26 protein-coding genes and 1 riboswitch are annotated in these 26,332 nt (G+C 68.7%); of the genes, 21 read left to right on the top strand and 5 right to left on the bottom strand.

Annotated elements, in window-relative coordinates; genetic code table 11:
• Positions 1 to 34: 34 nt before the first annotated feature.
• From LQ566_RS06745 to LQ566_RS06725, 5 genes are read left to right on the top strand one after another with little or no spacing between them, the layout of a single operon-like run.
• Complete coding sequence (locus LQ566_RS06745) at positions 35 to 316, top strand: hypothetical protein (protein ID WP_231090842.1); 282 nt, start codon at positions 35 to 37, stop codon at positions 314 to 316.
• Positions 316 to 1,455, top strand: coding sequence for a hypothetical protein (locus tag LQ566_RS06740; RefSeq protein ID WP_231090841.1), 1,140 nt, complete (start codon positions 316 to 318; stop codon positions 1,453 to 1,455). The genes LQ566_RS06745 and LQ566_RS06740 overlap by 1 nt, the downstream gene beginning before the upstream one ends.
• On the top strand, positions 1,452 to 1,898 hold the full coding sequence (locus LQ566_RS06735; RefSeq protein ID WP_231090840.1) for a hypothetical protein: 447 nt from the start codon (positions 1,452 to 1,454) through the stop codon (positions 1,896 to 1,898). The genes LQ566_RS06740 and LQ566_RS06735 overlap by 4 nt, the downstream gene beginning before the upstream one ends.
• 3 nt (positions 1,899 to 1,901) lie before the next feature.
• The gene (locus LQ566_RS06730; protein WP_231090839.1) at positions 1,902 to 2,345 is read left to right on the top strand and encodes a hypothetical protein; all 444 of its coding nucleotides are present in this window, start codon (positions 1,902 to 1,904) and stop codon (positions 2,343 to 2,345) included.
• Between the two features lie 3 nt (positions 2,346 to 2,348).
• Positions 2,349 to 2,789: a hypothetical protein gene (locus LQ566_RS06725; protein WP_231090838.1), complete on the top strand. Its 441-nt coding sequence runs from the start codon at positions 2,349 to 2,351 to the stop codon at positions 2,787 to 2,789.
• A 462-nt stretch (positions 2,790 to 3,251) separates the two neighbouring features.
• Here the strand turns inward: LQ566_RS06725 and LQ566_RS06720 are convergent, their stop codons facing one another.
• Both LQ566_RS06720 and LQ566_RS06715 read right to left on the bottom strand, forming a co-directional pair.
• The gene (locus LQ566_RS06720) at positions 3,252 to 4,694 is read right to left on the bottom strand and encodes a rhamnulokinase (RefSeq protein ID WP_231090837.1); all 1,443 of its coding nucleotides are present in this window, start codon (positions 4,692 to 4,694) and stop codon (positions 3,252 to 3,254) included.
• A gap of 7 nt (positions 4,695 to 4,701) precedes the next feature.
• Positions 4,702 to 6,738 carry a bifunctional aldolase/short-chain dehydrogenase gene (locus tag LQ566_RS06715; protein WP_231090836.1) on the bottom strand — a complete coding sequence of 679 codons (2,037 nt, stop codon included), beginning with the start codon at positions 6,736 to 6,738 and terminating at the stop codon, positions 4,702 to 4,704.
• Between the two features lie 122 nt (positions 6,739 to 6,860).
• Between LQ566_RS06715 and LQ566_RS06710 the strand changes: the two genes are divergently transcribed.
• Both LQ566_RS06710 and LQ566_RS06705 read left to right on the top strand, forming a co-directional pair.
• A complete protein-coding gene (locus LQ566_RS06710) occupies positions 6,861 to 7,637 on the top strand; it encodes a DeoR/GlpR family DNA-binding transcription regulator (RefSeq protein ID WP_231090835.1) in 777 nt (258 codons plus the stop codon).
• A gap of 54 nt (positions 7,638 to 7,691) precedes the next feature.
• The gene (locus LQ566_RS06705) at positions 7,692 to 8,465 is read left to right on the top strand and encodes a class II aldolase/adducin family protein (protein WP_231090834.1); all 774 of its coding nucleotides are present in this window, start codon (positions 7,692 to 7,694) and stop codon (positions 8,463 to 8,465) included.
• A gap of 36 nt (positions 8,466 to 8,501) precedes the next feature.
• Here LQ566_RS06705 and LQ566_RS06700 read toward each other — a convergent pair whose 3' ends face one another.
• A complete protein-coding gene (locus LQ566_RS06700; protein ID WP_231090833.1) occupies positions 8,502 to 9,914 on the bottom strand; it encodes a D-alanyl-D-alanine carboxypeptidase family protein in 1,413 nt (470 codons plus the stop codon).
• Positions 9,915 to 10,048: 134 nt separating this feature from the next.
• Here LQ566_RS06700 and LQ566_RS06695 point away from each other — a divergent pair, with 134 nt between their 5' ends.
• The 3 genes from LQ566_RS06695 to LQ566_RS06685 are packed head-to-tail and all read left to right on the top strand — an operon-like array spanning position 10,049 to position 13,190.
• Positions 10,049 to 10,801 carry a glycosyltransferase family 2 protein gene (locus LQ566_RS06695; RefSeq protein WP_231090832.1) on the top strand — a complete coding sequence of 251 codons (753 nt, stop codon included), beginning with the start codon at positions 10,049 to 10,051 and terminating at the stop codon, positions 10,799 to 10,801.
• Positions 10,798 to 11,844, top strand: coding sequence for a lysylphosphatidylglycerol synthase transmembrane domain-containing protein (locus tag LQ566_RS06690; RefSeq protein WP_231090831.1), 1,047 nt, complete (start codon positions 10,798 to 10,800; stop codon positions 11,842 to 11,844). The genes LQ566_RS06695 and LQ566_RS06690 overlap by 4 nt, the downstream gene beginning before the upstream one ends.
• 35 nt (positions 11,845 to 11,879) lie before the next feature.
• Positions 11,880 to 13,190 (top strand): MFS transporter, encoded by a 1,311-nt coding sequence (locus tag LQ566_RS06685; RefSeq protein WP_231090830.1) that lies wholly within the window; start codon positions 11,880 to 11,882, stop codon positions 13,188 to 13,190.
• 47 nt (positions 13,191 to 13,237) lie between these two features.
• On the opposite strand, the gene LQ566_RS06680 is transcribed toward LQ566_RS06685, so the two are convergent.
• A complete protein-coding gene (locus tag LQ566_RS06680; protein WP_231090829.1) occupies positions 13,238 to 14,428 on the bottom strand; it encodes a Fic family protein in 1,191 nt (396 codons plus the stop codon).
• Positions 14,429 to 14,596: 168 nt separating this feature from the next.
• Positions 14,597 to 14,705, top strand: a riboswitch (TPP riboswitch).
• Between LQ566_RS06680 and LQ566_RS06675 the strand changes: the two genes are divergently transcribed.
• From LQ566_RS06675 to lepB, 10 genes are all read left to right on the top strand, one after another.
• On the top strand, positions 14,700 to 15,326 hold the full coding sequence (locus LQ566_RS06675; RefSeq protein WP_231090828.1) for an ECF transporter S component: 627 nt from the start codon (positions 14,700 to 14,702) through the stop codon (positions 15,324 to 15,326). (Overlaps the previous riboswitch by 6 nt.)
• Positions 15,327 to 15,336: 10 nt before the next feature.
• Entirely contained in the window at positions 15,337 to 16,779 is a 1,443-nt protein-coding gene (locus LQ566_RS06670; protein WP_231090827.1) for an ABC transporter ATP-binding protein, read from the top strand.
• Complete coding sequence (locus LQ566_RS06665) at positions 16,776 to 17,579, top strand: energy-coupling factor transporter transmembrane component T family protein (RefSeq protein WP_231090826.1); 804 nt, start codon at positions 16,776 to 16,778, stop codon at positions 17,577 to 17,579. Before LQ566_RS06670 ends, LQ566_RS06665 begins: the two co-directional genes overlap by 4 nt.
• Before the next feature lie 24 nt (positions 17,580 to 17,603).
• Positions 17,604 to 19,217, top strand: coding sequence for an adenosylhomocysteinase (locus LQ566_RS06660; protein ID WP_231090825.1), 1,614 nt, complete (start codon positions 17,604 to 17,606; stop codon positions 19,215 to 19,217).
• Positions 19,210 to 20,520, top strand: coding sequence for an amidohydrolase family protein (locus LQ566_RS06655; RefSeq protein ID WP_231090824.1), 1,311 nt, complete (start codon positions 19,210 to 19,212; stop codon positions 20,518 to 20,520). Before LQ566_RS06660 ends, LQ566_RS06655 begins: the two co-directional genes overlap by 8 nt.
• A complete protein-coding gene (locus LQ566_RS06650) occupies positions 20,517 to 20,981 on the top strand; it encodes a cupin domain-containing protein (RefSeq protein ID WP_231090823.1) in 465 nt (154 codons plus the stop codon). The genes LQ566_RS06655 and LQ566_RS06650 overlap by 4 nt, the downstream gene beginning before the upstream one ends.
• Before the next feature lie 291 nt (positions 20,982 to 21,272).
• Positions 21,273 to 22,148, top strand: a complete 876-nt coding sequence (locus LQ566_RS06645) for an ABC transporter substrate-binding protein (protein ID WP_231090822.1) — start codon at positions 21,273 to 21,275, stop codon at positions 22,146 to 22,148.
• 56 nt (positions 22,149 to 22,204) lie between these two features.
• Complete coding sequence (locus LQ566_RS06640; RefSeq protein ID WP_231090821.1) at positions 22,205 to 23,065, top strand: amino acid ABC transporter permease; 861 nt, start codon at positions 22,205 to 22,207, stop codon at positions 23,063 to 23,065.
• Positions 23,062 to 23,796, top strand: coding sequence for an amino acid ABC transporter ATP-binding protein (locus LQ566_RS06635; RefSeq protein ID WP_231090820.1), 735 nt, complete (start codon positions 23,062 to 23,064; stop codon positions 23,794 to 23,796). Before LQ566_RS06640 ends, LQ566_RS06635 begins: the two co-directional genes overlap by 4 nt.
• Before the next feature lie 106 nt (positions 23,797 to 23,902).
• The gene (lepB, locus tag LQ566_RS06630; protein WP_231090819.1) at positions 23,903 to 24,622 is read left to right on the top strand and encodes a signal peptidase I; all 720 of its coding nucleotides are present in this window, start codon (positions 23,903 to 23,905) and stop codon (positions 24,620 to 24,622) included.
• 27 nt (positions 24,623 to 24,649) lie between these two features.
• Here the strand turns inward: lepB and LQ566_RS06625 are convergent, their stop codons facing one another.
• Entirely contained in the window at positions 24,650 to 25,414 is a 765-nt protein-coding gene (locus LQ566_RS06625; protein WP_231090818.1) for a helix-turn-helix domain-containing protein, read from the bottom strand.
• Between the two features lie 112 nt (positions 25,415 to 25,526).
• On the opposite strand from LQ566_RS06625, the gene LQ566_RS06620 reads away from it, so the two are divergent.
• On the top strand, positions 25,527 to 26,321 hold the full coding sequence (locus tag LQ566_RS06620) for a class I SAM-dependent methyltransferase (protein ID WP_231090817.1): 795 nt from the start codon (positions 25,527 to 25,529) through the stop codon (positions 26,319 to 26,321).
• The last annotated feature ends 11 nt before the right edge of the window (positions 26,322 to 26,332 follow it).

The raw sequence follows: 26,332 nt of genomic DNA, 5'->3' as shown, positions 1-26,332 counted from the left end.
CCTGCGAGTGGGGACGTGAATGTACAGACAGGTGATGATCGATGCACCGGCGATGGCAGCGGCACGTTCGCGCCTGGGAGCCGCTTTCGAACCCCGTGCTGCGGTCGTCGTACCGGATGTGTCACCGGGGAACAGCGATATCGTCACCGCCGCGGTCGACTTCTTCGGCCGGGAGTTCGAACGGGTGCTCACCGCGATGACAGCGGACGGCGCAACGCTCACGCGGGGCCTCACCGAGGCAGGAGCCGACTTCACGCAGACCGAGCGAGACGGCGTCGCACAGGTGACAGCGCTCATCGGTGAGCTGGAGCGTTGATGGGCGCCAACTGGAGCGCGCACTATCCGGATTCCGGCGACATGTCAGCGGTCCGCGCTGCCGCGGCGTGGTGCGACCAGCAGATCGTCGACGTGGAAGGGATCGATACCGTCGCCGCCGGTGTGCTGGACACCCGAGACGACTTCTGGCGGGGCTGCGCCGCCGACGAGTTCTCCGCTGCGCTGAGTCGTCTTCGCACCCGCGCCGACGACTCCCGGGAAACGCTGTACGCCGCATCGAAGGCGCTGAAGGTCTACGCCGACCTCGTCGACGAGATCGCGTTGGAGGCCCCGCCGTTCCGCGCTGCCCTGGCGAGCGCCCAGGCATCGTTCACCGGCGGGCGCATCGCGGCTCGACGCTTCGCCGACTACCAGGCCGAAGTGCGCAGGGCCTACCAGACGATCGAGAACGCCAACGCGGGTCTTGCAGCCCTTGCCACTCGGCGGGACAAGGCGGACCGGGCCCTCGCGCGTTCGCTTCTTCTCGGCGCTTCTGAGTCTTGGAGTTCCATCGCGCACACCCCCGCGTCATCGCCGGAGGTCCCGGCGTGGCTGCAGCGCAAGCGCGCGAACGAAGACACCTGGCAATTGCTGGGCAGTTGGATCGCGGGCGACAAGCAGGCTTACGTCCTCGGTCAGCAAGACGCGTTCACGCAGCGTATTCAGCAGAGCGACTACATCCGTGAACAGCGCGAGCGCATTCTTGACGACCTTCGGCAAGGAAGACTGAGCGCCGGATACATAGACAGGAACGGAGACGGGCTGCGTGATCCGAGCGATGCCATCTGGCACGGCGTGAGCAACGATCCGCTGAGACTGATCACCGATCTGGGAACTGTGTTGGGGGTGGTCGGTACCTCGGATCGCGCCGACGTCCCGATCCGATTCGAGAACCTCCCGGACACGTTCTTGGGCTCATATCTTCTGAACTTCTTTGTTGAAGAGCCGGGGGTCGACGGGAGTGTTTTGATCACCTACATTGTGGAAAACGACACCACCATCGATTCCGCGACGCGCATCCCCGTCTTGGGTGGACATGTGCCCGGTGTCTACCACTGGATGACCCATGAGAATGAGGTCGGCGCCGGATTCGAGACTGAGCGTCAACTGATCGTGTGGACGGAGAGGGTCTATCTATGAACGCGCTACGACAGCGTACGATCCCGATCTTCGCCGCGCTCGTAGCGCTCTTTGCCCTCGCCGTCGGTACGGCGGGGTGTGGATCGCAGGTTCATCTCGAGTCACCGGTAGGGGTGTGGCGTGCGGCGCCGCCGGAGACGGGTGTTTTGCAGATCTTCGAGGACGGTACTTTCACGATCACCGACTCGTCTTTCGACATCGGCTACGGAGGAAAAGCGCCTAGGAATTATCGTGCCGAGGGGGACTGGAATCTCGCCAGCGATGCAGAGTGGGTATACCTCTACACCAATTACGACTATGTCGGCGACCGTGCGGCGGGCGGTGCCGGGGGGCATTCTCGCGAGTTCGCTGATGGCAGGATCGTCTTCGAGTCGGAGGATCTGAGCATCACGTTTGTGTATGACCCTTCCGCTTCGCCCACGCCGAGCGGGCCTGTGGATTGAGCCGTGTTCTCCTCGGAGCGGTGGTTTCGTTTCATCACCGTGTTGGCGGCGCTCGTTGTTGCGGGTGTCGGTACCGCGGGGTGCGTGCCACAGGTTCATCTCACCTCGCCGGTGGGAGTGTGGCGTGCGGCGCCATCGCAGACCGGTGTTCTACAGATCAACGAGGATGGGACGTTCACGATCACGGACTCGTCGTTCGACCTCGGCTCTAGACAGAAGACGGCGAGGAATTACAGCGCTGAGGGGCGCTGGGACTCATCGATCGAGACAGGTGAGGTGTATCTCGCCATCCATCACGACTACCGTGGTGATCTCGAGATGGGCGGTACCGGAGGCTATTCTCGCGAGTTCATGGATGGCAGGATCGTGTTCGAGTCGGAGGATCTGAGCATCACGTTTGTGTATGACCCTTCCGCTTCGCCCACGCCGAGCGGGTCTGTTGACTGAGTCGTGTTCTCGCCGAATCGGTTGCGTTTCATCGCCGTGTTGGCTGCGCTCGTTGTTGTGGGTGTCGGTACAGCGGGGTGCGGGCAGCAGGTTCATCTCGAGTCGCCGGTTGGCGTTTGGCGTGCGGCGCCGCCTGAGACCGGTGTTCTGCAGATCTACGAGGACGGTACTTTCACGATCACCGACTCGTCTTTCCGAATCGGATCCGGAAAAGACGCTCCGAGGAAGTACCGCGCCGAGGGGGACTGGAATCTCGCCAGCGATACAGCGTGGGTTTACCTCAACATTAACCACGCTTACGTCGGCGACCATGCGGCGGGCGGCGCTGGGGGGCATTCTCGCGAGTTCGCTGATGGCCGGATCACGTTCGAGTCGGAGGATCTGAACATCACGTTTGTGTATGACCCTTCCGCCTCGCCCACGCCGAGCGGGTCTGTGGACTGAGCCGTGTTCCGAGATCGGTGGGTGAGGTTCATCGCTGTTCTGACAGCGCTCGTTGTCGCGGGTGTCGGTACCGCGGGGTGCGGGCCCCAGGTTCATCTCACGTCACTGGTGGGAGTGTGGCGTGCCGCGCCACCGCAGACGGGTGTTCTGCAGATCAACGAGGATGGCACGTTCACGATCACGGACTCGTCTTTCGATATCAGCTCAGGGGGGTACGGCGTCGAGGAAGTATCGCGCTGAGGGAAAGTGGAGATCGTCCATCGAGTTGCGTGAGGTGAATCTCATCATTCATCACGCCTACCGGGGTGATCACGCGGCGGGCGGCGCCGGAGGGCATTCCCGGGAGTTCATGGATGGCAGGATCCTGTTCGAGTCGGAGGATCTGAGTATCGCGTTTGTGTATGACCCTTCCGCTTCGCCCACGCCGAGCGGGTCTGTGCGCTGAGTCGCGTTCTCGCGGAATCAGCGCGGTTCGTACCTGAGGGGGGACACGGCGGTGCGGATCAGTGCCCGCAGGGCATCGACGTCTCCGCTGAGCGTTCCGATCGCCCGCGCCTGGATCAGAAGGTTGCCGATGGCGGTGGCTTCCACGGGCCCGGCTTCCACCGGCACCCCGGCGCGCTGCGCGAGCAGACGGCACAGCAGGACGTTCTGGCTTCCCCCGCCGACGACGTGGATCGTGCGCAGTGGCGTCCCGGCGAGGTCGGCGGCCGCGTGTGCTGCGTGCGCGAACGCGTGGGCGAGGGATTCGACGATGGCGCGGCACACCTCTGCCGGCGTCGACGGGGCGGGGAGGCCCCGCTCGCGGTACCAGGCGGCGATCCGGGACGGCATGTCGCCCGGGGGTGAGAATCGCGGATCGTTGACGTCGAACACCGCGGCGGCCGGTCCGGATGCGGTCGCCGCCTCCAGCAGGGAGGTGAGGTCCAGGTCGTGACCGGCGTCCCGCCAGGTCCGCAGCGACTCCGTGAGGATGAACGTGCCCATCGAGTTGCGCTGCAGCAGCACCCGGCCGTCGGCACCGAGCTCATTGGTGAATCCGCCCTGTCGAGCGGCGTCGGTCAGGACCGGGGCGTTCGACTCGATCCCCACGAGCCCCCACGTTCCGCAGGAGATGTAGGCCGAACCGGCACCCGCCAGCGGCGTCGCGACGACCGCGGATGCGGTGTCGTGGGCGGCGACGGCGATGACCTGCGGCACTCTGCCCGTGAAGGCGGTCGCGGTATGGGAGAAGTCCGGGGCGGTCATCGCGACGGGAGACTGGATGTCGAGGCCGCCCAGCACCGTGCCCGCGTCCACGAGCTTCGCCAGCACGCCCGGCGGGATTCGTGCAGCATCAAGGAGGCGGGAGTCCCACTCTCGAGAGCCGACGCCGATCATCCCGCTGGTCGATGCGAGGGTCCGCTCGGCGATCTCCACGCCCGAGAGCCAGAAGGAGAACAGATCCGCGGTCAGCAGCGCGCGGTCACCGGGCTGGACGCGCTCATGGGTCACATCATCGGCCAGCTGGTAGATGGTGTTGATCGGCATGGGCTCCACACCGGAGATGCGGAACTGCTCGGCCGGATCGACGCGCGCGGCGACGGCGGCCACAGCTTCCGCGGTGCGCTCCTCCCGGTAGTGGTGCGGATTCGCCGTGAGCAGGCCGTCACGGACGATGCCGTAATCCACGCCCCACGTGTCGACGCCGACCGAGTCGATCGGCGTCCGCCCGTGGGCCTCGGCGAGGCGGGTTAGCGCCGAGGCCCACGTGCGCGTGATGTCCCAGCGCAGCGAGCCCTGCTCCCGGACGACCGGGTTCTCGAACCGTGCGGGAGCCTCCAGCCGGAACCCTCGCGGGGTGACCTCGGCCGTGATCACCCGCCCGCTGGATGCGCCGAGATCGATCGCTGCGTGGACGGTCATCGCTCGATCATCGCAGGAAAGCCGCCGCGACTCCCGAGTCCACCGGGATGTGCAGGCCGGTGGTACGGGTGAGCTCGGGGCCCGTGAGGACGAACACGGCGTCGGCCACGTTCTCGGGCACGACCTCGCGCTTGAGGATGGTGCGGTTGGCGTAGTACTGACCGAGGTCCTCTTCCTTCACACCGTAGGTCGCGGCGCGGTTGGCACCCCAGCCCGAGGCGAAGATACCGGAACCGCGCACCACGCCATCGGGGTTGATGCCGTTGACGCGCACACCGTGCTCGCCGAGCTCGACCGCGAGCAGACGAACCTGGTGGGCCTGGTCGGCCTTGGTGGCGGAGTAGGCGATGTTGTTGGGGCCGGCGAACACACTGTTCTTCGACGAGATGTAGATGATGTCGCCGCCGAGCTTCTGCTCGATGAGGATCTTGGCTGCGGCCTTGGACACCAGGAACGAGCCCTTGGCCATGACGTCGTGCTGCAGGTTCCAGTCAGCCTCGGTGGTCTCCAGCAACGGCTTGGACAGCGAGAGGCCGGCGTTGTTGACTACAAGGTCTACGCCGCCGAACGCCAGCACGGCGTCGTCGAGCGCGGCCTGAACGGCGGTTGCGTCCGCGACGTTGGCGGCCACTCCGATCGCGACGTCGGCGGTGCCGAGCTCCGCGGCGGCGGCTTGGGCCTTTTCGAGGTCGAGGTCTGCAACGACCACGCACGCGCCTTCGGCGGCGAGGCGCGTAGCGATGGCCTTGCCGATTCCTGAGGCGGCACCCGTGACGAACGCGATGCGGCCTGCGTGAGACTTCGGCCGGGGCATCCGCTGGAGCTTCGCCTCCTCCAGGGCCCAGTACTCGATGCGGAACTTCTCCGCGTCGGAGATGGGGGAGTAGGTGGACAGTGCTTCGGCCCCGCGCATGACGTTGATCGCGTTGACGTAGAACTCGCCCGCGACGCGCGCCGTCTGCTTGTCCTTGCCGTAGGAGAACATGCCGACACCGGGAATGAGGATGATGAGCGGGTCCGCTCCGCGCATGGCGGGTGACTCGGCGGTGGCGTGCGCGTCATAGTAGGCCGCGTAGTCGGCCCGGTACTGCTCGTGCAGCTCCGCCAGGCGTGCCTTCGCCTCGTCGATGGTGGCGGTGGTGGGAAGATCCAGCACCAGCGGCTTGACCTTGGTGCGCAGGAAGTGATCGGGGCACGACGTGCCGAGTGCGGCCAGGGGCGCCAGCTTCTCGGACGCGAGGAAGTCCAGGACGGCGTCGCTGTCGGTGAAGTGACCGATCATCGGCTTGTCGTGCGAGGCGATCGCGCGCAGCGTGGGGGCGAGGGCGGCTGCGCGCTCGCGACGGTCGCTCTCCGGCAACGCCTCGAACCCGGGGACCACGCCGCCGAACGGGGACGGGTCGCCGTGCTCGGCGATGTACGCCGTAGCGGTGTCGATGATCCAGCGGCTGTTGGTCTCCGCTTCCTCCGACGAATCGCCCCAGGCGGTGATGCCGTGTCCGCCGAGGATGGTGCCGATGGCCTGCGGGTTCTGTTCCTTGATGGCAGCGATGTCCAGTCCGAGCTGGAAACCGGGACGGCGCCAGGGCACCCAGACGACCTTGTCGCCGAAGATCGTGCGGGTGAGCTGCTCACCGTCGGCTGCCGTGGCGATCGCGATGCCGGCATCCGGGTGCAGGTGGTCCACGTGTGCCGCGTCCACGAGGCCGTGCATCGCGGTGTCGATGGACGGAGCCGCGCCGCCCTTGCCGTGCAGGCAGTAATCGAACGCGGCGACCATCTCGTCCTCGCGCTCCACGCCCGGGTAGACGTCGACGAGCTTGCGGAACCGGTCCAGTCGCAGCACCGCGAGACCGGGTTCCGTCAGCGTGCCGAGGTCGCCGCCGGACCCCTTGACCCAGAGCAGCTCGACGGGCTCGCCGGTGACCGGGTCCGTCTCGGTCCCCTTCGCGGACGTGTTGCCGCCGGCGTAGTTCGTGATGCGCGGATCGGCGCCCAGGCGGTTGCTGCGAGTCAGCAGATCGGTGACGGCGGGGTTGGTCATGAGACTCCTTCTCAGCGCGACGGTGTGATGCCACGCTAGCGCTCCAAGTTTCGTTCGTCAACAAAAATAGTTTCGTATGAAACTCAACATTCGTGGCAGACTGGCCGAGGAAGGTGGTGACCATGTCTGAAGCGGACGATCGCGGACTGCGGATCCTGGAGATCCTCGAGGAGCGTGAAGAGGTCACCGTGCTCGACCTGGTCTCCGTCCTCGGCGTGTCCGCCGTCACGGTGCGCAAGGACGTCGAGAGCCTGGAACGACGCGCCTTGGCGGAGCGCACCCGAGGCGGCGTTCGTTCGCTGCGCGCCGGAGTCGAAGGCGCCTTCGGCGACCGCCTCGCGCAGGGCGTGCGCGCGAAACAGGGGATTGCGGCAGCCGCGGCCGCGCTCGTGCCGGACGGAGCGGCGATCGCCGTCGATGCCTCCACCACCTCGTACTTCTTCGCACTGGAACTGCTCGCCCGCCGAGAGCTCACCGTGATCACCAACTCGCTGCGCATCGCCGGTCTCCTCTCGTCACAGTCCGATGCGGACATCGTGCTGCTCGGCGGCGCTGTGCGGCGGGCGAGCGAGTCGACCACCGGTGCCGACCCGAGCGCACTGCTGGGCTACGGCCGCATCCGCACGGCATTCTTCGGCGCCGCCGGCCTGTCGCTGGAGCGCGGATTGCTGGAGGCCTCCGTGGCGGAAGCGGAGACGAAGCGGGCAATGGCCGCCATCGCGGATCAGGTGGTCGTCCTCGCCGACGCCAGCAAGTTCAGCGGGTTCGGCATGCACCCGGTGATCGCCGCGGATCGCATCGGTCGCATCATCACCGACCATGCGCCGCCGCACCTGCGGGAGGACTGGCAGCGCATCGGTGTCCGGGTGGAGCCGATCTCGTCCTCTCCCACCGGGTGATCGTTCGTCCCCGATCGAGTATCAACCGCGCCACGCGCACCGAAGGAGTTCCGCATGACCGCACGCATCGACCCGTCCGCCATCTCCGACACCCTCGTCGAGCTGACCCGCTCTCTGGGGGAACCGCATCGTGACCTCGTGATCATGGCCGAGGGCAACACCAGCGAGCTCGTCGCCTCCGGCACGATCGCCGTCAAGGCCTCGGGATCGGCGATGAGCGCCGCCGGGCCGGACGACTTCGTGGTCGTCGACGTCGATCCCCTGATTGCGATCATGCGGGATCCGTCATCGACGCAGGATGACCTCAGCGCCGCCCTGACGGCCCAGGCAGACGGAGTCGTGCGCAAGGCCTCGATCGAGACGCTGGTGCACGTGGCCTTTCGGGCGTTCAGCGACGTCCGCTTCGTGGCGCACACGCACCCAACGGCCGTGGTGTCGCTCCTCGCAAGCGTGCATGCGCCCGTCGCCTTCGCCGGACCGGTCTACACGGAGGAGCTGCTGACGCTGGGCGTTCCGCTGTACGTCCCCTACGCCGAGCCCGGCATCGAACTGGGCCGTGTGGTGCTGGAGGCGATGGCGGACTACGTGGCCCAGCACGCCAGGGTGCCCTCGCTCGTGCTGCTGGGCAACCACGGCATCATCGCGGCCTCGGACACGGCGGCGGGCATCGAGGCGGTGTCGACGATGGCCGTGAAGAGCGCACGGGTGCGCGTCGGTGCGCTCTCCGCGGGCGGTATCGCACCGATCGATCCGGAGCGCGTGGCGCACTACTTCCAGCGTCCGGACTTCATCGAGCGCAGCGCGCACCTCTCGGGCCGCCGTTCCTGAAGCGGGCGCCGTCCGGGTCGAGCGTGCGTCGCGGGCTCAGTTGAGGCCGAACAGCTCGACGGGGTGGGTCAGCCGCCACCAGGCATCGGGCCCGGGCAGTTCGTCGGTCAGCTCCAGATCCACCGTGGCGGCACCCAGCGCACCGGTGACCGTGAGGGTCCCGGCCTTCGCTCCCGCAGAGGTGTCGTCGAGCTTCAGCTCACGCGTCACGGTCGGCAGCTTTTGCCAGAGACTCACGTTCGCGTCGGTTGCCGTGCGCACCGTCGTCGAGGATCCCCACATCGTCGTCACCGTCGCCACCTCGGTGCCGGCGGGCACGGCGGTGGACGGCGCCAGCAGCGTGGCCAGCTGGTCGTACAGCGATCGCGATGCCGCGTCGCGCTCGTCGGCGCTCTCCTGGTTCAGCGTCACGGCGTAGGCCCGCACCCGCGTGCCCGCGACGTCGAGATCTTTCGCCGAGAGCAGGTTATACCCCTCCAGGGTGCCGGTCTTGAGCCCGACGACTCCCGGGTCGCCGATGATGCCGTTGGTGTTGGTGACGAGACCGGCACCGGGCAGCTCGACGGTCTGCTTCGCGGCGATCTCCGCGACCACCGGGTTCTGCAGGGCGATCTCCGCCAGCCGGATCAGCGCCTCCGGGGTGGCCGTGTTGCCGTAGTCGATGCCCGTGGGTTCCACGACGGTGATGTCGGTGAGCCCCACTTTCGCCAGCCACGCGTTCGCGGCTGCCACGTAGTCGGCATCGGTGGGCCAGAAGGCCTCCGACAGGCGGTCGGTGTAGTTGCCCGCGGAACCCAGGATGATGCCCTCAAGCATCTGGTACTCCGTGAGGACACCGTCGACGGGGACGTCGAGAGCTGACTCGTCGGAGCGCAGGTAGTCCCAGTACGCATCGCTGTCGGACTGCGTGAAGGAGAACTCCCGGCCGCTCTGGCCGATCTCCAGAGGCTCCGTGTCCAGCACGGTCATCACGGTGACGATCTTGGTGATGCTGGCCATCTGCGTCCGCTCGGCGGTGGAGGCGTAAGTGGGGCCTCCCTCGTAGCCGATCGCGGCGGAGCCGATCCCGGGCCACACCGGCAGCTGAGTGGTGGCCGCTGCGGGTTCCACCGTGATCGGCGAGACGGTGGGGGGAAGGGATGCGAGCGGCCACAGAAGCGTCGCGGCGACGTATCCGCCGGCGATCGCGAGCAGGATGCCCCCGGGAATCCACCCGCTGCGCGTGCGCGGCATCCCGACGCCGGTGAGGAGGTCGGGGGCCACCAGGGTGGCGCCGGCGGGCTCGGTGGCGATGGAATCGGGGTTCACCCACTCCAGCGCACGAGTCGTCGGCCCGCTGGGCGCGGATGCGGGCACGGGCTCGTCATCGGGTGTGCCGGACGCAGCATCGGGCGCGGCGGTATCGGCGGACCCTCGGGGAGCGGTTCCGGGGAGCGGGGCAGAGTGCACTCGCCTAACGTACCGTGACGTTGCCGAGTGGCAGCCGGTGGAGCGGAGTCCACCCTGAGAGGTCCCCTGAGCTCCACCCCGAATCGCCCCTGAGCGATACTGCAATTCGTCGTGCGCCCGGCTTGAATGGCGGGATGACTGCGACAGAGACGTCCCGGCCGCCCAGCATCTCGGTCGTGATCCCGGTCTACAACGAGGCGCCGATCATCGCGCGATGCCTCACGGCCCTCCTATTGCAGACGGATCTGCCGGACGAGATCATCGTCGTCGACAACGCCAGCACTGACGACACCGCCCGCATTGCGAGTCGCTTCGCCCGGGTGCGGGTGTTGCGGGAAGAGCGACAGGGCATCACGTATGCCCGGCAGACGGGCTTCGACGCCGCACGGTGCGATGTCATCGCCCGCATCGATGCGGACACCCTGGTGCGCTCGGACTGGATCGAGCAGATCCGCGCGGACTTCTGCTCACCGCGCGTGGATGCGCAGGGTGGTGGTGCCGCCATCGCCGAGCTGTCGCCGGGGCGCCGCTTCTGGTTCTCGTGGTGGTACCGCGGGTTCCGCTTCTGGCATCAGCGCAGCATCGGCGTGCAGCCGATGCTCTACGGTTTCAACAGTGCGCTGCGGCGCGAGGCGTGGCTGGCCGCGCGCCGGCTGGTGAGTATGGGGGATGACCGGGTGAGTGAGGACGTGGACGTGACGATCGCCCTCCTGCGCACCGGGCACGTCCTGCGATTCTCCCCGAACATGATGGTGAAGGCGCGGTTGTTCCGCTCCATCGACCGCGAGAAGCTCGCGCGCTACTACGCCACCGACAGCATGACCCTCGCGCGCCATCGGTTCGGCAACCGCAAGAGGTGGGCGCGGGTGGAAGAGCCCATGTCGTGACTCGGCGGTGGTACCGATCGCCCCGGTTCTGGGTCAGCGCGATCACCGCGGCGCTGGTGGTCGCGATCGTCATCGGTGCCTGGCCGACGGTGGTGGCGGCGTTTCACAGCCTGCCGCTGGTGAATCCGTGGGTGATGGCGTTGCTGATCCCGGTACAGCTGGCGAGCTTCGCCGTCACGGGGGAGGCGCTCTTCTCCTACCTGCGCGCTCGCGGTGAGCTGCGGGGACTGCATCCGCTGGCGGCGATGCGGATGTCGCTGGAGTTCAACTTCGCCAACCACATGCTGCCGTCGGGCGGTGCCGCGGGCATCACCTACACGAGCTGGAAACTCGCGACCCTCGGCGTCGCGCCCGCGAAGGGCACGCTTGCTCAGCTCGCCCGGTTCGGTGTCACGTTCGTGTCGTTCACCATCGTGCTCGTGGTCTGCTCGGCCTGGCTGATCGCGAGCGGGCGGGGCACACCGCTGCTGCTCTGGGTGGCCGCCGGCGTCGGAGCGCTGGCCCTGGTGGTGACGGTGGGCGGGGTGCTGCTGCTTCGTCGTCGTCGACCGGTGCATCGCTTCGCCGGGCGGCTCGCTGCGGTGGTGAATGCGATCGGCAGGCGGGTGGGGCGCCCACAGCTGGTGGCACCGATCGTGCTGGTGCGATTCTTCGACGGACTGCACCGTGAGCTTCGCGCGGTGATGGAGCAGCCGCGCGCGCTGCTGGCTCCTTTCCTGTGGACATTCCTCGTGCACGCGTGTGATGCGGGGCTGTTCTGGGTGGGACTCGCGTCGTTCGGGCTCTGGCCCGATCCGGCGCTCGTGTTCGTGGCCTACGGCATGGCCACGGTGGTGAGTATGGTGGTGGCCACGCCCAACGGCATCGGCGGCTACGAGGTGGTCATGATCGGTCTGCTGGTGTCGGGGGGGCTTCCGGGCGCCACGGTGGTGGCGGCGATCACCCTGACGCGTGCGATCCTGCTCCTCGGCACGATCGTGTTCGGATGGGCGTTCTACCAGCACAGCGTCACGAGGTCGCGGATCGATACCCCTGTGGTCTGACCACAGGGGTATCCTGGAGGAATGCGGGTGCGATCATGACCGAGACAACCGGGGCCTCCGGGCGGATCTGGGCCATCTGGATCACCGGTGTCGCCGCGTATGTGCTCTCGGTCGCGAATCGCACATCCCTGGGCGCGGTCGGGGTCGATGCGGCGCACCACTTCGGGGCTGACGCATCCACGCTGGCGATGTTCGCCGTCCTCCAGCTCGCCGTCTACGGCCTCGCGCAGATCCCGGTGGGCCTCATGCTCGACCGGTGGGGTGCTCGGCCGATCATCACGGCCGGCATGATCCTCATGGCCGCAGGCCAGCTCGTGATGGCGCTCGCACCGAACGTCGGCATCGCGATCCTCGCGCGGATGCTGCTGGGCGCCGGTGACGCCGCCGTCTTCCCGAGCGTGCTCCGCGTCGTCGCCACGTGGTTCCCGGCTCAGCGTGCTCCGCTGCTCGTCCAGCTCACCGGCATCGTGGGTCAGGCGGGGCAGCTGCTCGCCCTCGTGCCGCTCGCGGCGCTGCTGCACGCGACGACGTGGTCCATCGCGTTCGGGTCGCTGGCCGGGCTCGGTGTGCTGTTCGCGATCCTCGTGTTCGCCGTGATCAGAAACCGTCCGCCGGAGCGTCAGGAGGACGTCTCGGTCAACACCGACACCGGCGCGATCCGCGTGGTGCGCTCCTCGATCGACCTGCGCCAGAGCGTCGCGGACGCGTGGGCGCACCCCGGTACGCGCCTCGGATTCTGGTCGCACTTCACCACCCCCTTCGCCGGAACCGCGTTCATCATGCTGTGGGGCGTTCCCTTCCTCACCGAGGGGGAGGGTCTGAGCACGTCGGCCGTCTCCGTCGTGACCAACCTGTACGTGGTCTTCGGCATGGCGGTGGGGCCGCTCCTCGGTGCGCTCTCCAGCCGTCATCCGCTGCGCCGCTCCCACATGTTGGTGCTGCCGACCGTGGGTCTGCAGCTGCTGATGTGGGTGGTCGTGCTGGTGTGGCCCGGTCCCGCACCACTGTGGCTGCTCATCCTGCTGGCGCTCGCGCTGGCCACCGGCGGGCCGGCGTCGATGATCGCGTTCGATCACGCGCGGACGTACAACCCGGAGCATCGGCTCTCGACCGCCACCGGCATCGTCAACGGCGGCGGGTTCCTCGCCGGTCTGCTGGCGATCCTGTTCATCGGGCTGGCGATGGACCTGCAGGGCGCGGGCGATCCGTCGCACTACAGCCTGGACGCGTTCCGCGTCGCCATGCTGACCCAGGTTCCGCTCTGGCTGCTGGGCGCCGCAATGATCCTCCGCGAACGCCGCCTCGTGCGGCGGATGATCGGGCTCTCGCGCCCCCGACAAAACTGACCGTCAGACTCGCCGTGAACCAGGAGCGAAAGCTCCCACGGCCCGCGTCACCGGGCCTTTTCGCGGCGTCCCGCTCGCGCAGCGAATCGGTCGATCGCGGTGAGCACTTCTTCGCTGCGCCAGAACGGCCCGAGCTTGTGTTCAGCCTTGGACTTCAGGATGCCGGCATCGACGAGCGCCTGAAGTGGGGGATAGACGTTCGGCTGCTTCACGTCCAGGGCCTCTGCCGCGGCGGCGGAGTTGAGAACGGGTTGTCGTGCGATGACATCCAGCAACCTCCACGCGTTGCTCGAACGTCGCGCCGTTAGGCGTGAGTCCCACGACTTCCTGATGTCATCGACTTCTGCGACCAGAAGCCGCGCGTTCGCGACGGCACGACCAGCCGCGGCCGCGAACGACATCACGATAGCCGCAGGGTCACCCGCCCGGTAAGCGGTGAGCGCATCGTGATAGCCCTCGACATTGGCGAGGAGGCCTGCCGATACGGGCACCGCCACGTTTCGCGTGACGCCGCGATTTCGCAGCAGTGCCTGGGCCAGAGCGCGGCCGGTTCGTCCGTTGCCGTCGGTAAACGGGTGGATGGTCTCGAACTGAGCGTGCGTGATCGCCGTCGAGACCAGAGCGGGAACGTCTCGGCGGCCCGCGAATGCGACGAGGTCGTCGATGAGGGCCGGGATTCTCTCGTGCACAGGCGCGACGAAGTCCGCGCCGATGGGGGAGTCGCTGTGAGTCCCGATCCACACGGCCTCGGTTCGCCACTGGCCGGGAGTATGCCGCGGCTGCTCGGCCATGAGCACGCGATGGAGCTCTCGGACCATGTCCGGGCTCAGATTCTCGGCAAGTGAGATGGCTGCCGTCATGGCGCGCGTGTTCGCGGCGATGAGTTCAGCGTTGCGGCTTCCCCGCGCGCCGAGCTCGGCGCTGAAGATCGCGCGTGCGCTCGCCGTGAGGTTCTCGATCTGCGACGATGACGCTGCCTCGGAGCGCAGCAGAACGGGAGCGAACGCCGAGACCCGATGACCGAGCTCGGCGTCGAAACGCGTGAGTTCAGCCCCGGCGTTCTCCGCCGCCGCAACGACGGCGGGGTCGAGCGCTGGTGTCAGGCCGGCGATTGGCGCCGGAATCGCCGCCCGATAGCGGCGTGGTACGCCGCTGATGCTGTCTGAAGTGGGAACCGCTGGGTGCCAGTCGACCGTCTCGTACCGAATGGCCGGCCACTCATTGCGGTCGTTACTCATAATCACCTCCTCGCTCTTTATGAGTAACTCGGTTACTCATAAAGAGCATACCGCCACTTATGACCAGCGTGGCAGGGCTGTGATCAGCGCAAACCGGCTCCAGGTTGCGGAGGTGATCACGATCGAATCGGGCGGCCCGGACCGCTGCGCTCGCGGATCGCTATACTCGGGGGACACCACGGGAGTCCTCGTCGAGGGCTGAGAGGAAGCGATCGCGCTTCGACCGTCGAACCTGATCCGGGTCATGCCGGCGAAGGAAGGGAATATTTTCGTGCATTCATCCACGTCTCCACAGCTGCACGCGGCGGCCCGCCGCATCGACACCCGCTGGCGGGTGGTCGACATCGTCGTGGCGAGCGTCATCGCGGTGGCCTGTGCCGCCCTGTTCCTGATCTGGAACGTCGCCTACGAGGGCCCGTCGGCGCTTCTCAAGCCGCTGCTTCCCGGCGTGCAGGGCCTGCTTGCCGGACCCTGGCTGCTGGCCGGTGTGCTGGCCGGGTTCATCGTGCGAAAGCCCGGCGCCGCGATCTACGCCGAGCTGGTGGCGGCGTCGATCTCCGCGCTCCTCGGCTCGCAGTGGACGGGGCTCACCATCGTCTCCGGCGCGGTTCAGGGCCTCGGCGCCGAGCTCATCTTCCTGCTGTTCCTGTACCGCGTGTGGAACCTGCCCGTGGCCGTCCTCGCGGGTGCCGCTGCCGGCCTGGCCTGCGGCATCAACGACCGCATCCTCTGGTATTCGGGAGCGGATGCGCTGTTCACGACCGTCTACATCATCAGCACGACCGTGTCCGGGGCGGTGATCGCGGGCGTCGGCAGCTGGCTGATCACGAAGGCGCTGGCGAAGACGGGCGCGCTCTCGCGCTTCGCCTCGGGTCGTCACGCCACCGCGCGCGTCTGAACCGGCCGCGATGACGGCGGTGGCGCTGGAGGCGCGGGACTGGGGGTGGCGATACGCCACACGCCGGGCCTGGGCGGTGGCGGACGTGACCTTCCGGGTCGAGCCCGGGGAGCGCGTGCTGCTGCTGGGCGCCTCGGGATCCGGGAAGTCGACCGTTCTGCACGCCTTCGGGGGCGTGCTCGGCGGCGACGATGAGGGGGAAGCCCGTGGTGAGCTCCTCGTCGACGGATCCCCGGCCACCGCCGTCCGCGGGCGAGTCGGACTGGTGCTACAAGATCCGGACACCCAGGCCGTGCTGTCGCGGGTGGGCGATGACGTCGCCTTCGGTCCGGAGAACCTGGGCGTTCCTGCGCAGGAGATCCCCGCGCGCGTGCGGCGGGCACTGGACGAGGTTGGACTCGACGTCGCCCTGGACCGATCCACGTCCGCGCTCTCCGGCGGCCAGAAGCAGCGTCTCGCGCTGGCCGGTGTGCTGGCGATGCAGCCGGGCGCTCTCATCCTGGACGAACCCACCGCGAACCTCGACCCGGAGGGCGTGGCCGAGGTGCAGGGCGCCGTCCGCCGCGCGCTGGAATCGACCGGTGCCACCCTGCTGGTGGTGGAGCACCGCATCGAGGCCTGGCTGCCCGTGATCGACCGGATCATCGTGCTGGGCGAGGGCGGTGTGATCGCTGACGGTCCGGTGGAACGGGTGCTGGGAGATCGCGGTGCCGAACTCGCCGCCGCGGGGGTCTGGGTGCCGGAGCATCCGCCCCAGCGCCCCGCCGCTGCGGCGACCGCTCCCGGAGCCACCCTGTTGCGGGGTACCGAGCTCGCCGTCGCGCGGGTGGCCGGGCACCCCGTTGCCGGTCCGCTGAACGTCGATGTGCGAGCCGGTGAGGCGCTCGGCATCGTGGGACGAAACGGAGCAGGGAAGTCGACGCTAGCGCTCACCGTGGCCGGTCTCATCGCGCCGGCCGCCGGGGTCGTTGCCGCCGCCCCGGAGCTGGCCGCGGGGCTGCGCGCCGATCCGTACCGCTGGCGCTCGCGTGATCTCCTGACGCGGATCGGGATGGTCTTTCAGGAACCCGAGCACCAGCTGCTGTCCACCACCGTGCGGGGCGAACTGGAGGTGGGGCTGCGCGCGCTGAAGAGATCGGAGGCGGAGGTGCGAGCCCGCACCGATGAGCTGCTCGCGCGCCTGCGGCTGGATCGTCTCGCCGACGCCAATCCCTACACGCTGTCGGGAGGCGAGCAGCGGCGGCTGACCGTGGCGGCCGTGCTCGCCACCGGTCCCCGGGTGATCGCGCTGGATGAGCCCACCTTCGGTCAGGATGCGGTGACCTGGGCGGAGCTTGTCGCCCTGATGGCCGAGTTGCGCGATGAAGGCCGGGCCATCGTGGCCGTGACGCACGACACCGAGGTGCTCGCCGCGCTGCATGCCCGCACCGTCCGGGTGGGGGAGGCCGCGTGACGCTCGCGATCCCGGTGGGCACCACCACTCGTCAGCGGGGCGGTCCCATCGCGCCGCGCTCACCCCTGGCCAAGCTCGGGGCCTCGCTGCTGCTCGCCCTGCCGCTGGTCCTCACGCTCGACGTCGTCTCGGCATCGGTCGCTCTCGTGCTCGGACTCGGTTTCGTGTTCGCGTCGGGTCTGCGCCCGAAGGAGTTCTTCTTCCGGACCATCCCGGTCTGGGTCGGCGCCCCCGCGGCCGCGATCGGCATCGGTTTGTACGGACGCACGTCCGGGGCCCTGCTGTTCGAGTGGGGTGCGATCCGCGTCAGCGAAGGCTCGCTGGAGCTGGCGCTCGCCACCACGATCCGGCTGTTCGCCATTGGGCTGCCCTCGATCGCGCTGTTCGCCTCGATAGATCCGACCGATCTCGCCGACGCGCTCTCGCAGCGCCTGCGTCTGCCCAGCCGGTTCGTTCTCGGGGCACTCGCCGGCATGCGCCTGCTGGGACTGCTGACCGACGACGTGCGCTCCCTCGGGCTGGCCCGCCGCGCACGCGGTGTCGCCGATCAGGGGCGCGTCCGCCGCGTGCTGGGCATGGCGTTCGCCCTGTTCGTGCTCGCGATCCGCCGCGGCACCAAGCTCGCGACCGCCATGGAAGCGCGCGGCTTCGGCTCCTCGAACGCGCGCAGCTGGTCGCGCCCGTCGCCCTTCGACGGTCGGGACGCGGCCCTCATGGCGGCCGCAGCGGTGGTCTCGGCCGTCGCACTGTCGGCATCCATCGTCACCGGATCGTTCAGCTTCGTCCTCGCTCCGGCGTGAGCCCCGCGTCGGTACGCTGGAGGGGTGCACGAGGCGCCCGAACGAATCGTCCGCCGATTCGCTGCGGCGGGAAACCTCGTCGTCTCCGGACAGCCCACCGCCGTGGTGCCGGATGACGACAGGACCGCGGCGCTGCGAGACCTGCTGCGCCGCCTCGGCGCCGTGATCTGCGGGCTCGGCGACGCGGCCTACGTCTACGCGGACGGTGACACCGGTGTCCGCCTCCGGGGCGACGAGCTCGTCGACGGCGCGGTGGTCATCGAGTGCGGCGACGAGCCCGCGTTCGAGGCCGGAGGGCAGGCGCAGAGCGAGCCCACTCGCGATCCGTTCCGTGCGTTCCGTGAGGCCGGGCGGCTGGTCCGCGTGCTGCCGGCGAGGGCGGTGCGGACGCCGGTCGCCGACATCTCCGACGCGGATGCCCGCCTGCAATGGGCGCACGACTTCATGAGCGCGTGTGCGGTGCAGACCCAGCGGCTCGGCGGGATGCTCACGGGCACGACCTTCGGCATCAGCATGGTGCTGGAGCCCAAGACCGCGAACCTCGCCCTCTTCTTGCGCGAAGCCGGTGCGCGCGTGGTGCTCTACGCGCACGCGGACGAGACGGATCCGGCCATCGCCGAAGCGCTGCGGCGCCGCGGCTTCACCGTTCACGCCTCCACCCACGAATCGCGCCAGCTGGCCAATGCCCGCGCCTTCCTCGCGGAGGGCCTGGATTTCCTGCTGGACGACGGTGCCCACCTCATCCGGCTGGCGCTGCTGGACAGCGTGCCCCTCCGTGGCGCAGCGGAGGAGACCACGAGCGGCCTTCGTCCGCTGCGGGCGATGGGTGACGCGTTGACCGTTCCCGTCGTGGCGGTCAACGATGCGCGCATGAAGACACGCTTCGACAACCGCTACGGCACCGGTCAGTCCTGCGTCTTCGCGATCGCCGATCTGCTGGACGGGATCGGCCGCGGTTTCGGCGGTTCCCCGGTCACGGTGATCGGCTACGGCCCGGTCGGCGAGGGAGTCGCGCAGCACGTGCGCGCGCTGGGAGGCGATGTCACCGTCGTGGAGACCGACCCGGTGCGCGAGCTCGAGGCGCGCTCTGCCGGCTACGTGACCGGTCCGGCCGCATCGGCGCTTGCACGCGGCGGCGTCGTCATCTCCGCCACCGGCATGGCCCGCACCGTCCCGGTGGACCTGCTGCGCGCGGCACCCTCCGATACCGTGTTCGCGGTGGCCGGCGGGGTCATCGATGAGATCGACCTGTCGTCGGCGCTCAGCGCCGGAGCCCGCTGGGAACCCGAGCTCGCCCCGAAGGTGGAGCGTCTGCGGCTGGACGCTTCGCACGCCGTCGTCGTGCTCGACCGTGGCGGCTGCATCAACATCACGGCAGCCGAGGGCAACCCCGTGCAGATCATGGACTACTCCTTCGCCGCGCAGCTCGCCGCCGCGCGGCTGCTCGCCGAGGGGGCGTTCCCGCTGCCTGGCGTGTTTCCCCTCCCTCCGTCCGAGGACGAGGCCATCGCCGCCGGGCTGCTGGATCGTCCCGTCCCCGCCCCATCGTCGTCCGTGCCCACCGCCGTCGACTGGCTCCCGGCGCGCTTCCCCGACGCCCGTCCCACCCCGGCCCCAACCCGAGAGAGCGATGACTGACGTCAGCGACATCACCCTGTACTCCGCCCGTCTCGTGGTGCCCATGACGGCACCCGCGATGAGGGACGGCGCCGTCGCGGTGCGACACGGACGCATCCTCCGTGTCGGCGAACGGGCCTGGGTGCGGGACATGCTCGCCGACCGGGGCGAGCGCTTCGAGGAGATCCGCATCGAGGGTGCGCTCCTGCCCGGCCTCGTCAACGCGCACTCCCACCTGCAGTACTCCGGCATGGCCGAGGTCGGTCAGGGGCGCTATGCCGGCTTCGACGACTGGGCCGACGCGTTCGACGCGGTGTATGAGCGCCCACACGACTGGCACGCCGATGCCGTGGCCGGTGCACAGCAGATGATTCGCGCCGGCATCACCTCAGTGGCGGACATCGTGACGGATGCCGAGGCGCTGCCCGTGCTCGGCGAGACGGGCCTCGGCGGCATCACCTACTGGGAGGTGATGAGCTGGACCAACGAGGACTGGGCGGCCCGCGGCCGCGAGCTGATCATCACCGAGCTCGACCGGATCCCGCCAGTGCCGGGCGCAGGTCTGTCGCCGCACGCCCCCTACTCGCTGGACACCGAACCGCTGCTGGAGATCCCCGACATCGTTCGCGCCCGCGGGCTGCGCACGCACCTGCACCTCGGGGAGAGCGCGTTCGAGGGGGAGCGCCCCGGCACCGCCCCCGGGGATCCGTGGCGTTTCGCCAAGCTGGAGAGCTTCCAGTCGCTGCGTGCCGCCGGCTTCGGTGCCAGCGCCACGGAGTTCGTCGATCAGCTCGGCGTCCTCGGCCCCGACTGTCACGTGGCGCACGGGGTGTACATGACAGCTGCGGACCGCGCGCTGCTGCGCGCCCGCGGGACGTCGGTGGCGCTGTGCCCGCGCTCCAACGACGTCATCGGTCTGGATGCGCCCCCCGTGGCGGCCTATCTGCGGGAGGGGAGTGCCGTCGCGGTGGGCACCGACTCGCTCTCGTCGAGTCCGTCGCTGGATCTGATGGCCGATGTGTCGGCTCTCGTGCGCATCGCCCGCGCACAGGGATACGCCGACCGCGATCTGCACGAGCGGCTGCTGTCGGCCGCCACCCTCGGCGGCGCTCACGCGATGGGCATCGACGTCGGGCCGGATCGCACCGGCTACCTCGCCGTGGGCGCTCGCGCGGACCTCGCCTGTTTCCGGCTCGACGACGTGGATCTCGGCCAGGAGGCGGGAGTCGCCGATGGGCTGGCCGCGCTCGCGGAGGACGGGGCCGGGCGCGCGATCCGCACCGTGATCGCCGGCGAGACGTCGGCCGCGAAGGAGGACGAATGACTGAGAACGAAGCCCGGATGGCCCGGCGCACACCCGACGGTGAGCTCATCGAGTGGGTCGCGGTACCGCAGCGCGCGGCCGAGCTCGAGCTGGAGCCGCATCCGGAGGGCGGGTGGTACCGGCGCACCTGGACGGCGCCGGTGGAGGTCGCCGCGCACGGCGGCGTGCGCCCCGCGGCCACGATGATCCTCTTCCTGCTTCCCGTGGGCGAGGCGTCCGCCTGGCACGTGGTGACCAGCGACGAGATCTGGCTGTGGCACGGTCCTGGCACCGTTCGCGTGCAGTTCGGCAGCGAAGGCGAAAACCCCGAGGACGGTGCGACCCACGTTCTCGATGCCGGCAATCCCCAGGTGCTGGTTCCCGCGGGGACGTGGCAGCGCACGATCCCGGCGGACGAGGAGGCGCTGGTGTCGTGCGTGGTGTCGCCCGGCTTCAGCTTCGCCGACTTCACCCTCGCCTGAGCCTGAGCCTGAGCCTGAGCCTGAGCCTGAGCCTGAGCCTGAGCCTGAGCCTGAGCCGGTGCCGGTGCCCCATCGCCGTGCCGGGTCGCAGGGTTTTCCATCTTTCGCCCGGGGAGCTGTGCGTCGTCAGGTACCGGTTCCGCAACAGTGCGTCACCTTGTTCGGCGTCGCGGCACCTCGCCGCCTACCCTGGAACCAACCCGAGCACACGCGTGCGTCCGTGATCGTGCTCATGCGCCGCCGCGAAAACGAGTCCGCTCCCGAGCGCACTCCCGAATCCTGAGGTCCGCCATGCCTTCCATCCTCCGCTCCGTCCGTCACGGGCTGGTCGTCGCCGGTGTCGCTGCCGGCCTGCTCGCTCTTTCCGCCTGCTCCGCCGGATCCACGGCCGACGCAGAGCCCACCGCCGAGGGCACCCCGATCGCGGGTGCCGAGTCGTCGCTGCCCACGGTTGCCGAGGGCACGCTCACGATCGCCACCGGTGAGCCCGCATACGAGCCGTGGGTGAAGAACGACGACCCCGCATCGTGCGAGGGCTTCGAGGCCGCCGTCGCGTGCGCCGTCGCCGAGCAGCTCGGCTTCACCGCCGACGACATCACCTGGGTGCGCACCACCTTCGATGCGGCGATCACGCCCGGCGAGAAGGACTGGGACCTCAACATCCAGCAGTACTCCATCAGCGAGGACCGTGCGAAGGCCGTCGACTTCTCGTCGCCGTACTACACCACCTCCCAGGTGGTCGTGGCGAAGGACGACGCCACCGCGAAGACCCTCGGCTCGATCGACGCCCTGAAGAAGGCCTCGGTCGGCGTGATGGTCGGCACCACCAGCTACACCACGCTCGTGGACGCGACCGGGGTGGAGCCGCAGGTGTTCAACACCAACGCAGACCTCGTCGCGGCCCTGCAGTCCGGCCAGATCGATGCCATTGTCACCGACCTGCCCACCGCGTTCTACGTCACCGGTGCACAGGTGGAGGGCTCGGCCATCGTGGGTCAGTTCGCCGACACCACCGGTGGCGACGAGCTCGCCTTCGTGCTGCCCAAGGACTCCAAGCTCACCGCCGACGTGACGGCCGCGGTCGACGCTCTGCGCGACTCCGGCAAGCTCGAGGAGATCACCACCAAGTGGCTCTCCACCGAGGCCGCGGTTCCGGTCCTCAAGTAAGGACGCGTGTCTCACCGCGTACGCTGCGCTGAGACGATGCGGACAGGAGTCCTCCCATGACAGCTGGTGGCCCGCCCACCGAGATCAGCGAGATCGAACGGGAACGCCGTGCCTTCCGGGCGCGGCGTTCCCGCCGTTCCGTTCTGCTGAGCCTCGCCTCCACGCTGATCTTCGCGATCGTGATCTGGCTGATCCTCGTGAACACGCCCGGCTGGTCCAGCGTGCAGCAGACATTCTTCGATGTCGGCTACGGCATCGAGGTGTTCCCGAAGATCCTGCAGGGCCTCTGGCTGAACATCCGCGTGCTGTTCTTCGCCACCATCGGCGTCGCGATCTTCGCCACCCTGCTGGCCGTGGTGCGCAGCCTCCGCGGCCCGGTGTTCTTCCCGCTGCGCGCCGCCGCCACGATCTACGTGGACCTGTTCCGCGGGATCCCCGTGCTCATCGTTCTGTACCTCGTGGGCTTCGGCATCCCGACGCTGAAGATCTTCCCGAAGGTCGACATGGCCGTATGGGGCACGATCGCGCTCATCATCACCTACTCGGCCTACGTGTCCGAGGTGCTGCGTGCGGGGATGGAGGCCGTACACCCCTCGCAGCGCACGGCCGCGCGATCCCTCGGCCTCACCCATGCGCAGACCCTCCGGATGGTGGTCATGCCGCAGGGCGTGCGCAAGGTCACGCCCGCACTGATGAACGACTTCATCTCGCTGCAGAAGGACGTCGGCCTCATCTCCGTGCTGGGCGCCGTGGACGCGGTGCGCGCGGCGCAGATCCAGAACGCCCTCACCTACAACTACACGCCCTACGTGGTGGCGGGGCTCCTCTTCGTCCTCATCAGCTTCCCCATGATCCGTCTCACTGACTGGTACTCGGCGCGGGCTCAGAAGCGCGAACAGCAGGGGGGTCTGGTGTGACCGAGCTAGTTCTCGACATCCGTGGTGTGAGGAAGAACTTCGGCGACAATCCGGTGCTGCGCGGCATCGACCTCGCCGTGCACCGGCACGAGGTCATCGTGCTGATCGGTGCGTCCGGCTCCGGAAAATCGACGCTGCTGAAGACCATCAACCTCATCGAGCAGATCGATGACGGTCAGATCTTCCTGGAGGGGCACGACATCACCGATCCGCGGGTCAACGCGGACCTCGTGCGCGCCCGGATCGGGGTGGTGTTCCAGCACTTCAACCTCTTCCCGCATATGAGCGTGCTCGACAATGTCACCCTCGCCGCGCGCAAGGTGTTCAAGATGCCACGGGCGCAGGCCGAGGCACGGGGCCGTGAACTGCTGCAGCGCATGGGCCTCGGCGACAAGGCCGGCTCCTACCCCGACCGTCTCTCCGGCGGACAGCAGCAGCGCGTCGCCATCGCCCGGGCCGTGATGACGGATCCGCAGGTTCTGCTGCTCGATGAGATCACGAGCGCTCTCGACCCGCAGCTGGTGGGCGAGGTGCTAGATGTGGTGCGCGAACTCAAGGACGCGGGGGCCACCATTCTGATGGCCACTCATGAGATGGCTTTCGCCCGCAGTGCGGCGGATCAGGTCGTCTTCCTCAAGGACGGCGTCCTCATCGAGCAGGGCCCGCCCGAGCAGATCTTCGACGCTCCCGAGCGTCCCGAGACGGCGGAGTTCCTCTCCCGCGTGCTCTGAGCTGGCAGCGCCTCCACGGCGTGCCCCTCGCATAACCTTCTCGGAAGGTGCATGATGCATCTACCCGATCCGTGCTGAAGGGCGCGTTCGGGCGAAGGGAATGCGCGTGAGTGCGGTCGATGAGGACCTGCCGGCGGCGTCGAGGTCACGCCGGTTCTGGCGTTTCGTGCGCGACGTGATGGTCATCACCCTGGTGCTGTTGCTGCTGGCATGGGTGTCGAAGGTGTTCTTCATCCGGGTGTTCTCGATTCCGTCCGCCTCCATGTCGGCCACGCTCCAGATCGGTGACCGGGTGATGGTCAACCAGCTGCAAGCCGGGGAGGGGAGCTTCTCCCGCGGCGATGTGGTGGTCTTCCGCGACAGCCAGGACTGGGTCCCCGACGTCCCCGCGGCGCCGAAGAATCCCGTTGAATCTGTGCTTGAGACGCTCAGGATCGTCGATGCACCGGAAGAGCAGTACGTGATCAAGCGGGTGGTCGGGCTCCCCGGGGACCACGTCGTGTGCTGCGACGCGCAGTTGCGGGTGTCGGTGAACGGGGTGCCGATCACCGAGCCCTACCTCCGAGATCCGCAGCTGGGCTCGTCCTTCGGGCTGCCGTTCGACGTGGTGGTCCCGGAGGGGGCGGTGTGGGTGATGGGCGACAACCGGCAGAACTCGTCGGATTCACGCCGCCATCAGGGCCAGCCGGGACGGGGGTTCGTGCCGATCTCCGACGTGGTCGGCACCGCCATCGCCGTCACCTGGCCGATCCGTGACTGGCGCACCCTGGGCGAGACCCAGGCATTCGGCGAGGTGCCGTCCACGACGCCGGTGGCCACGAAGTGACGTCGGTGGGGCGGAGATAGCGTCGTGTCAGGCCGCCGGGAGCCAGAGAGTCATCCGCAGGCCGTCCTCCGGCAGGTGAAGCACCTCGTACCGGCGGGCCTGCAGCTTGCCGTCGCTGCGCACGTGCGTGGTGGATGCCCGCCGCCGCTCGACGAGGTGCTCGCCCCACCACAGCGCGAACTGATCGCTGGCCTCGCTGAGTTCCGCGACGAAGTCCGCCAGCGCGGGTGAACGCAGGTCATCGGCGTTGGCCGCGCGGAGTTGCGCGACGGCACCGCGAGCGAGGTCCTCCCACTCGGCGAACACCAGACGTGCGCGCGGATCGAGCAGCAGATACCGGCACGTGTTGCGCTCTGCGGGGGCGGCATCGGCGAAGCCGTCGAAGAGCTGCAGCCCTTCCGGGTTCGCCGCCACCATGGTGCTCAGCCGGTCCAGTACGTATGCGGGGTTGGGGCGCACGGCGGCGACGAGAGCCGCCAGACGCGGCCCGAGTGCGTCGGTGGCGGCGGGTTCGGCCTCGATCGTGGGCCGGGGTTCCCGCAGGCGTGCGACGTGCGAGCGTGCATCGGGCGTGAGTCTCAGTACGCGGGCGAGAGCATCCAGCACCGCGTCGCTGGGGTGGTGTTCGCGACCTTGCTCCAGCCGCGTGTAATAGTCAGCGCTGATTCCGGCGGCGCTGGCCACCTCTTCGCGCCGGAGCCCGGTGATCCGCCGGCGGGCGTCCGTCGTCACCGGGCTGAGAGCGGGGTCGGTTCGCCGCGCACGAAGGAAGTCGCCCAGCTCACGGGACACAGCGCCTCCTCCTTTCCCGCCACGGGGGTGCGGTACTCCTAGGAAGAATACGGTCTTCCTGGCGCCCGGCTGCGCGGGCAGGCTGGGAGCAACGCACGACGGAAGGATGATCATGGCCGCCTACACGCACGGACATGCCGAATCGGTGCTGCGCTCGCATCGCTGGCGCACGGCGGAGAACTCCGCGGCCTACCTCATGCCCCACCTCGATGCCGGCGCGCACCTGCTGGACGTGGGCGCGGGGCCCGGCACCATCACCGCCGATCTCGCGCAGCGCGTCGCCCACGTGACGGCCACCGAGATCGGTGAGGCGGAGCTCGACCTCACGCGCGCCACCATCACCGATCGCGGCATCGGCAACGTCGACTTCCGTGTGGCCGATGTGCACCGCCTTCCCTTCGACGACGACACCTTCGACGTGACGCATGCGCACCAGGTCCTGCAGCACGTGGCCGATCCGGTGCAGGCGCTGCGCGAGATGGCGCGAGTGACGCGCCCGGGAGGGATCATCGCCGTCCGTGACAGCGACTACAGCGCGTTCACCTGGTGGCCGGCGTCTCCCCAGCTCGAGGAGTGGTTGCGGCTCTACCTGGATGCGGCGAGGGCCAACGGTGGCGAACCCGACGCCGGGCGTCGGCTGCTCGGCTGGGCCCACGCGGCTGGTCTCGACCAGGTCGCGGCTGGCTCCAGCACCTGGTGCTTCGCCGATGAAGCGGATCGGTCGTGGTGGGGTGGGATGTGGGCGGACCGCATCGTCGATTCCGGAATTGCACGTCAGCTCGTCGACTCCGGCGCGGCGACGCCCGGCGATCTGCGCGAGATCCGCGAGGCCTGGCTGCGCTGGGCCGCGCATCCCGACGGCTGGTTCTCGATCCTGCACGGTGAGATCCTCTGCCGGGTTCCCTGATCCGCGGCGAC

The organism is Microbacterium nymphoidis, assembly GCF_021044885.1.
Lineage (GTDB): Bacteria > Actinomycetota > Actinomycetes > Actinomycetales > Microbacteriaceae > Microbacterium > Microbacterium nymphoidis.
The sequence above is the reverse complement of the archived record's forward strand: the minus strand, read 5'-3'. Positions and strand labels throughout refer to the sequence as shown.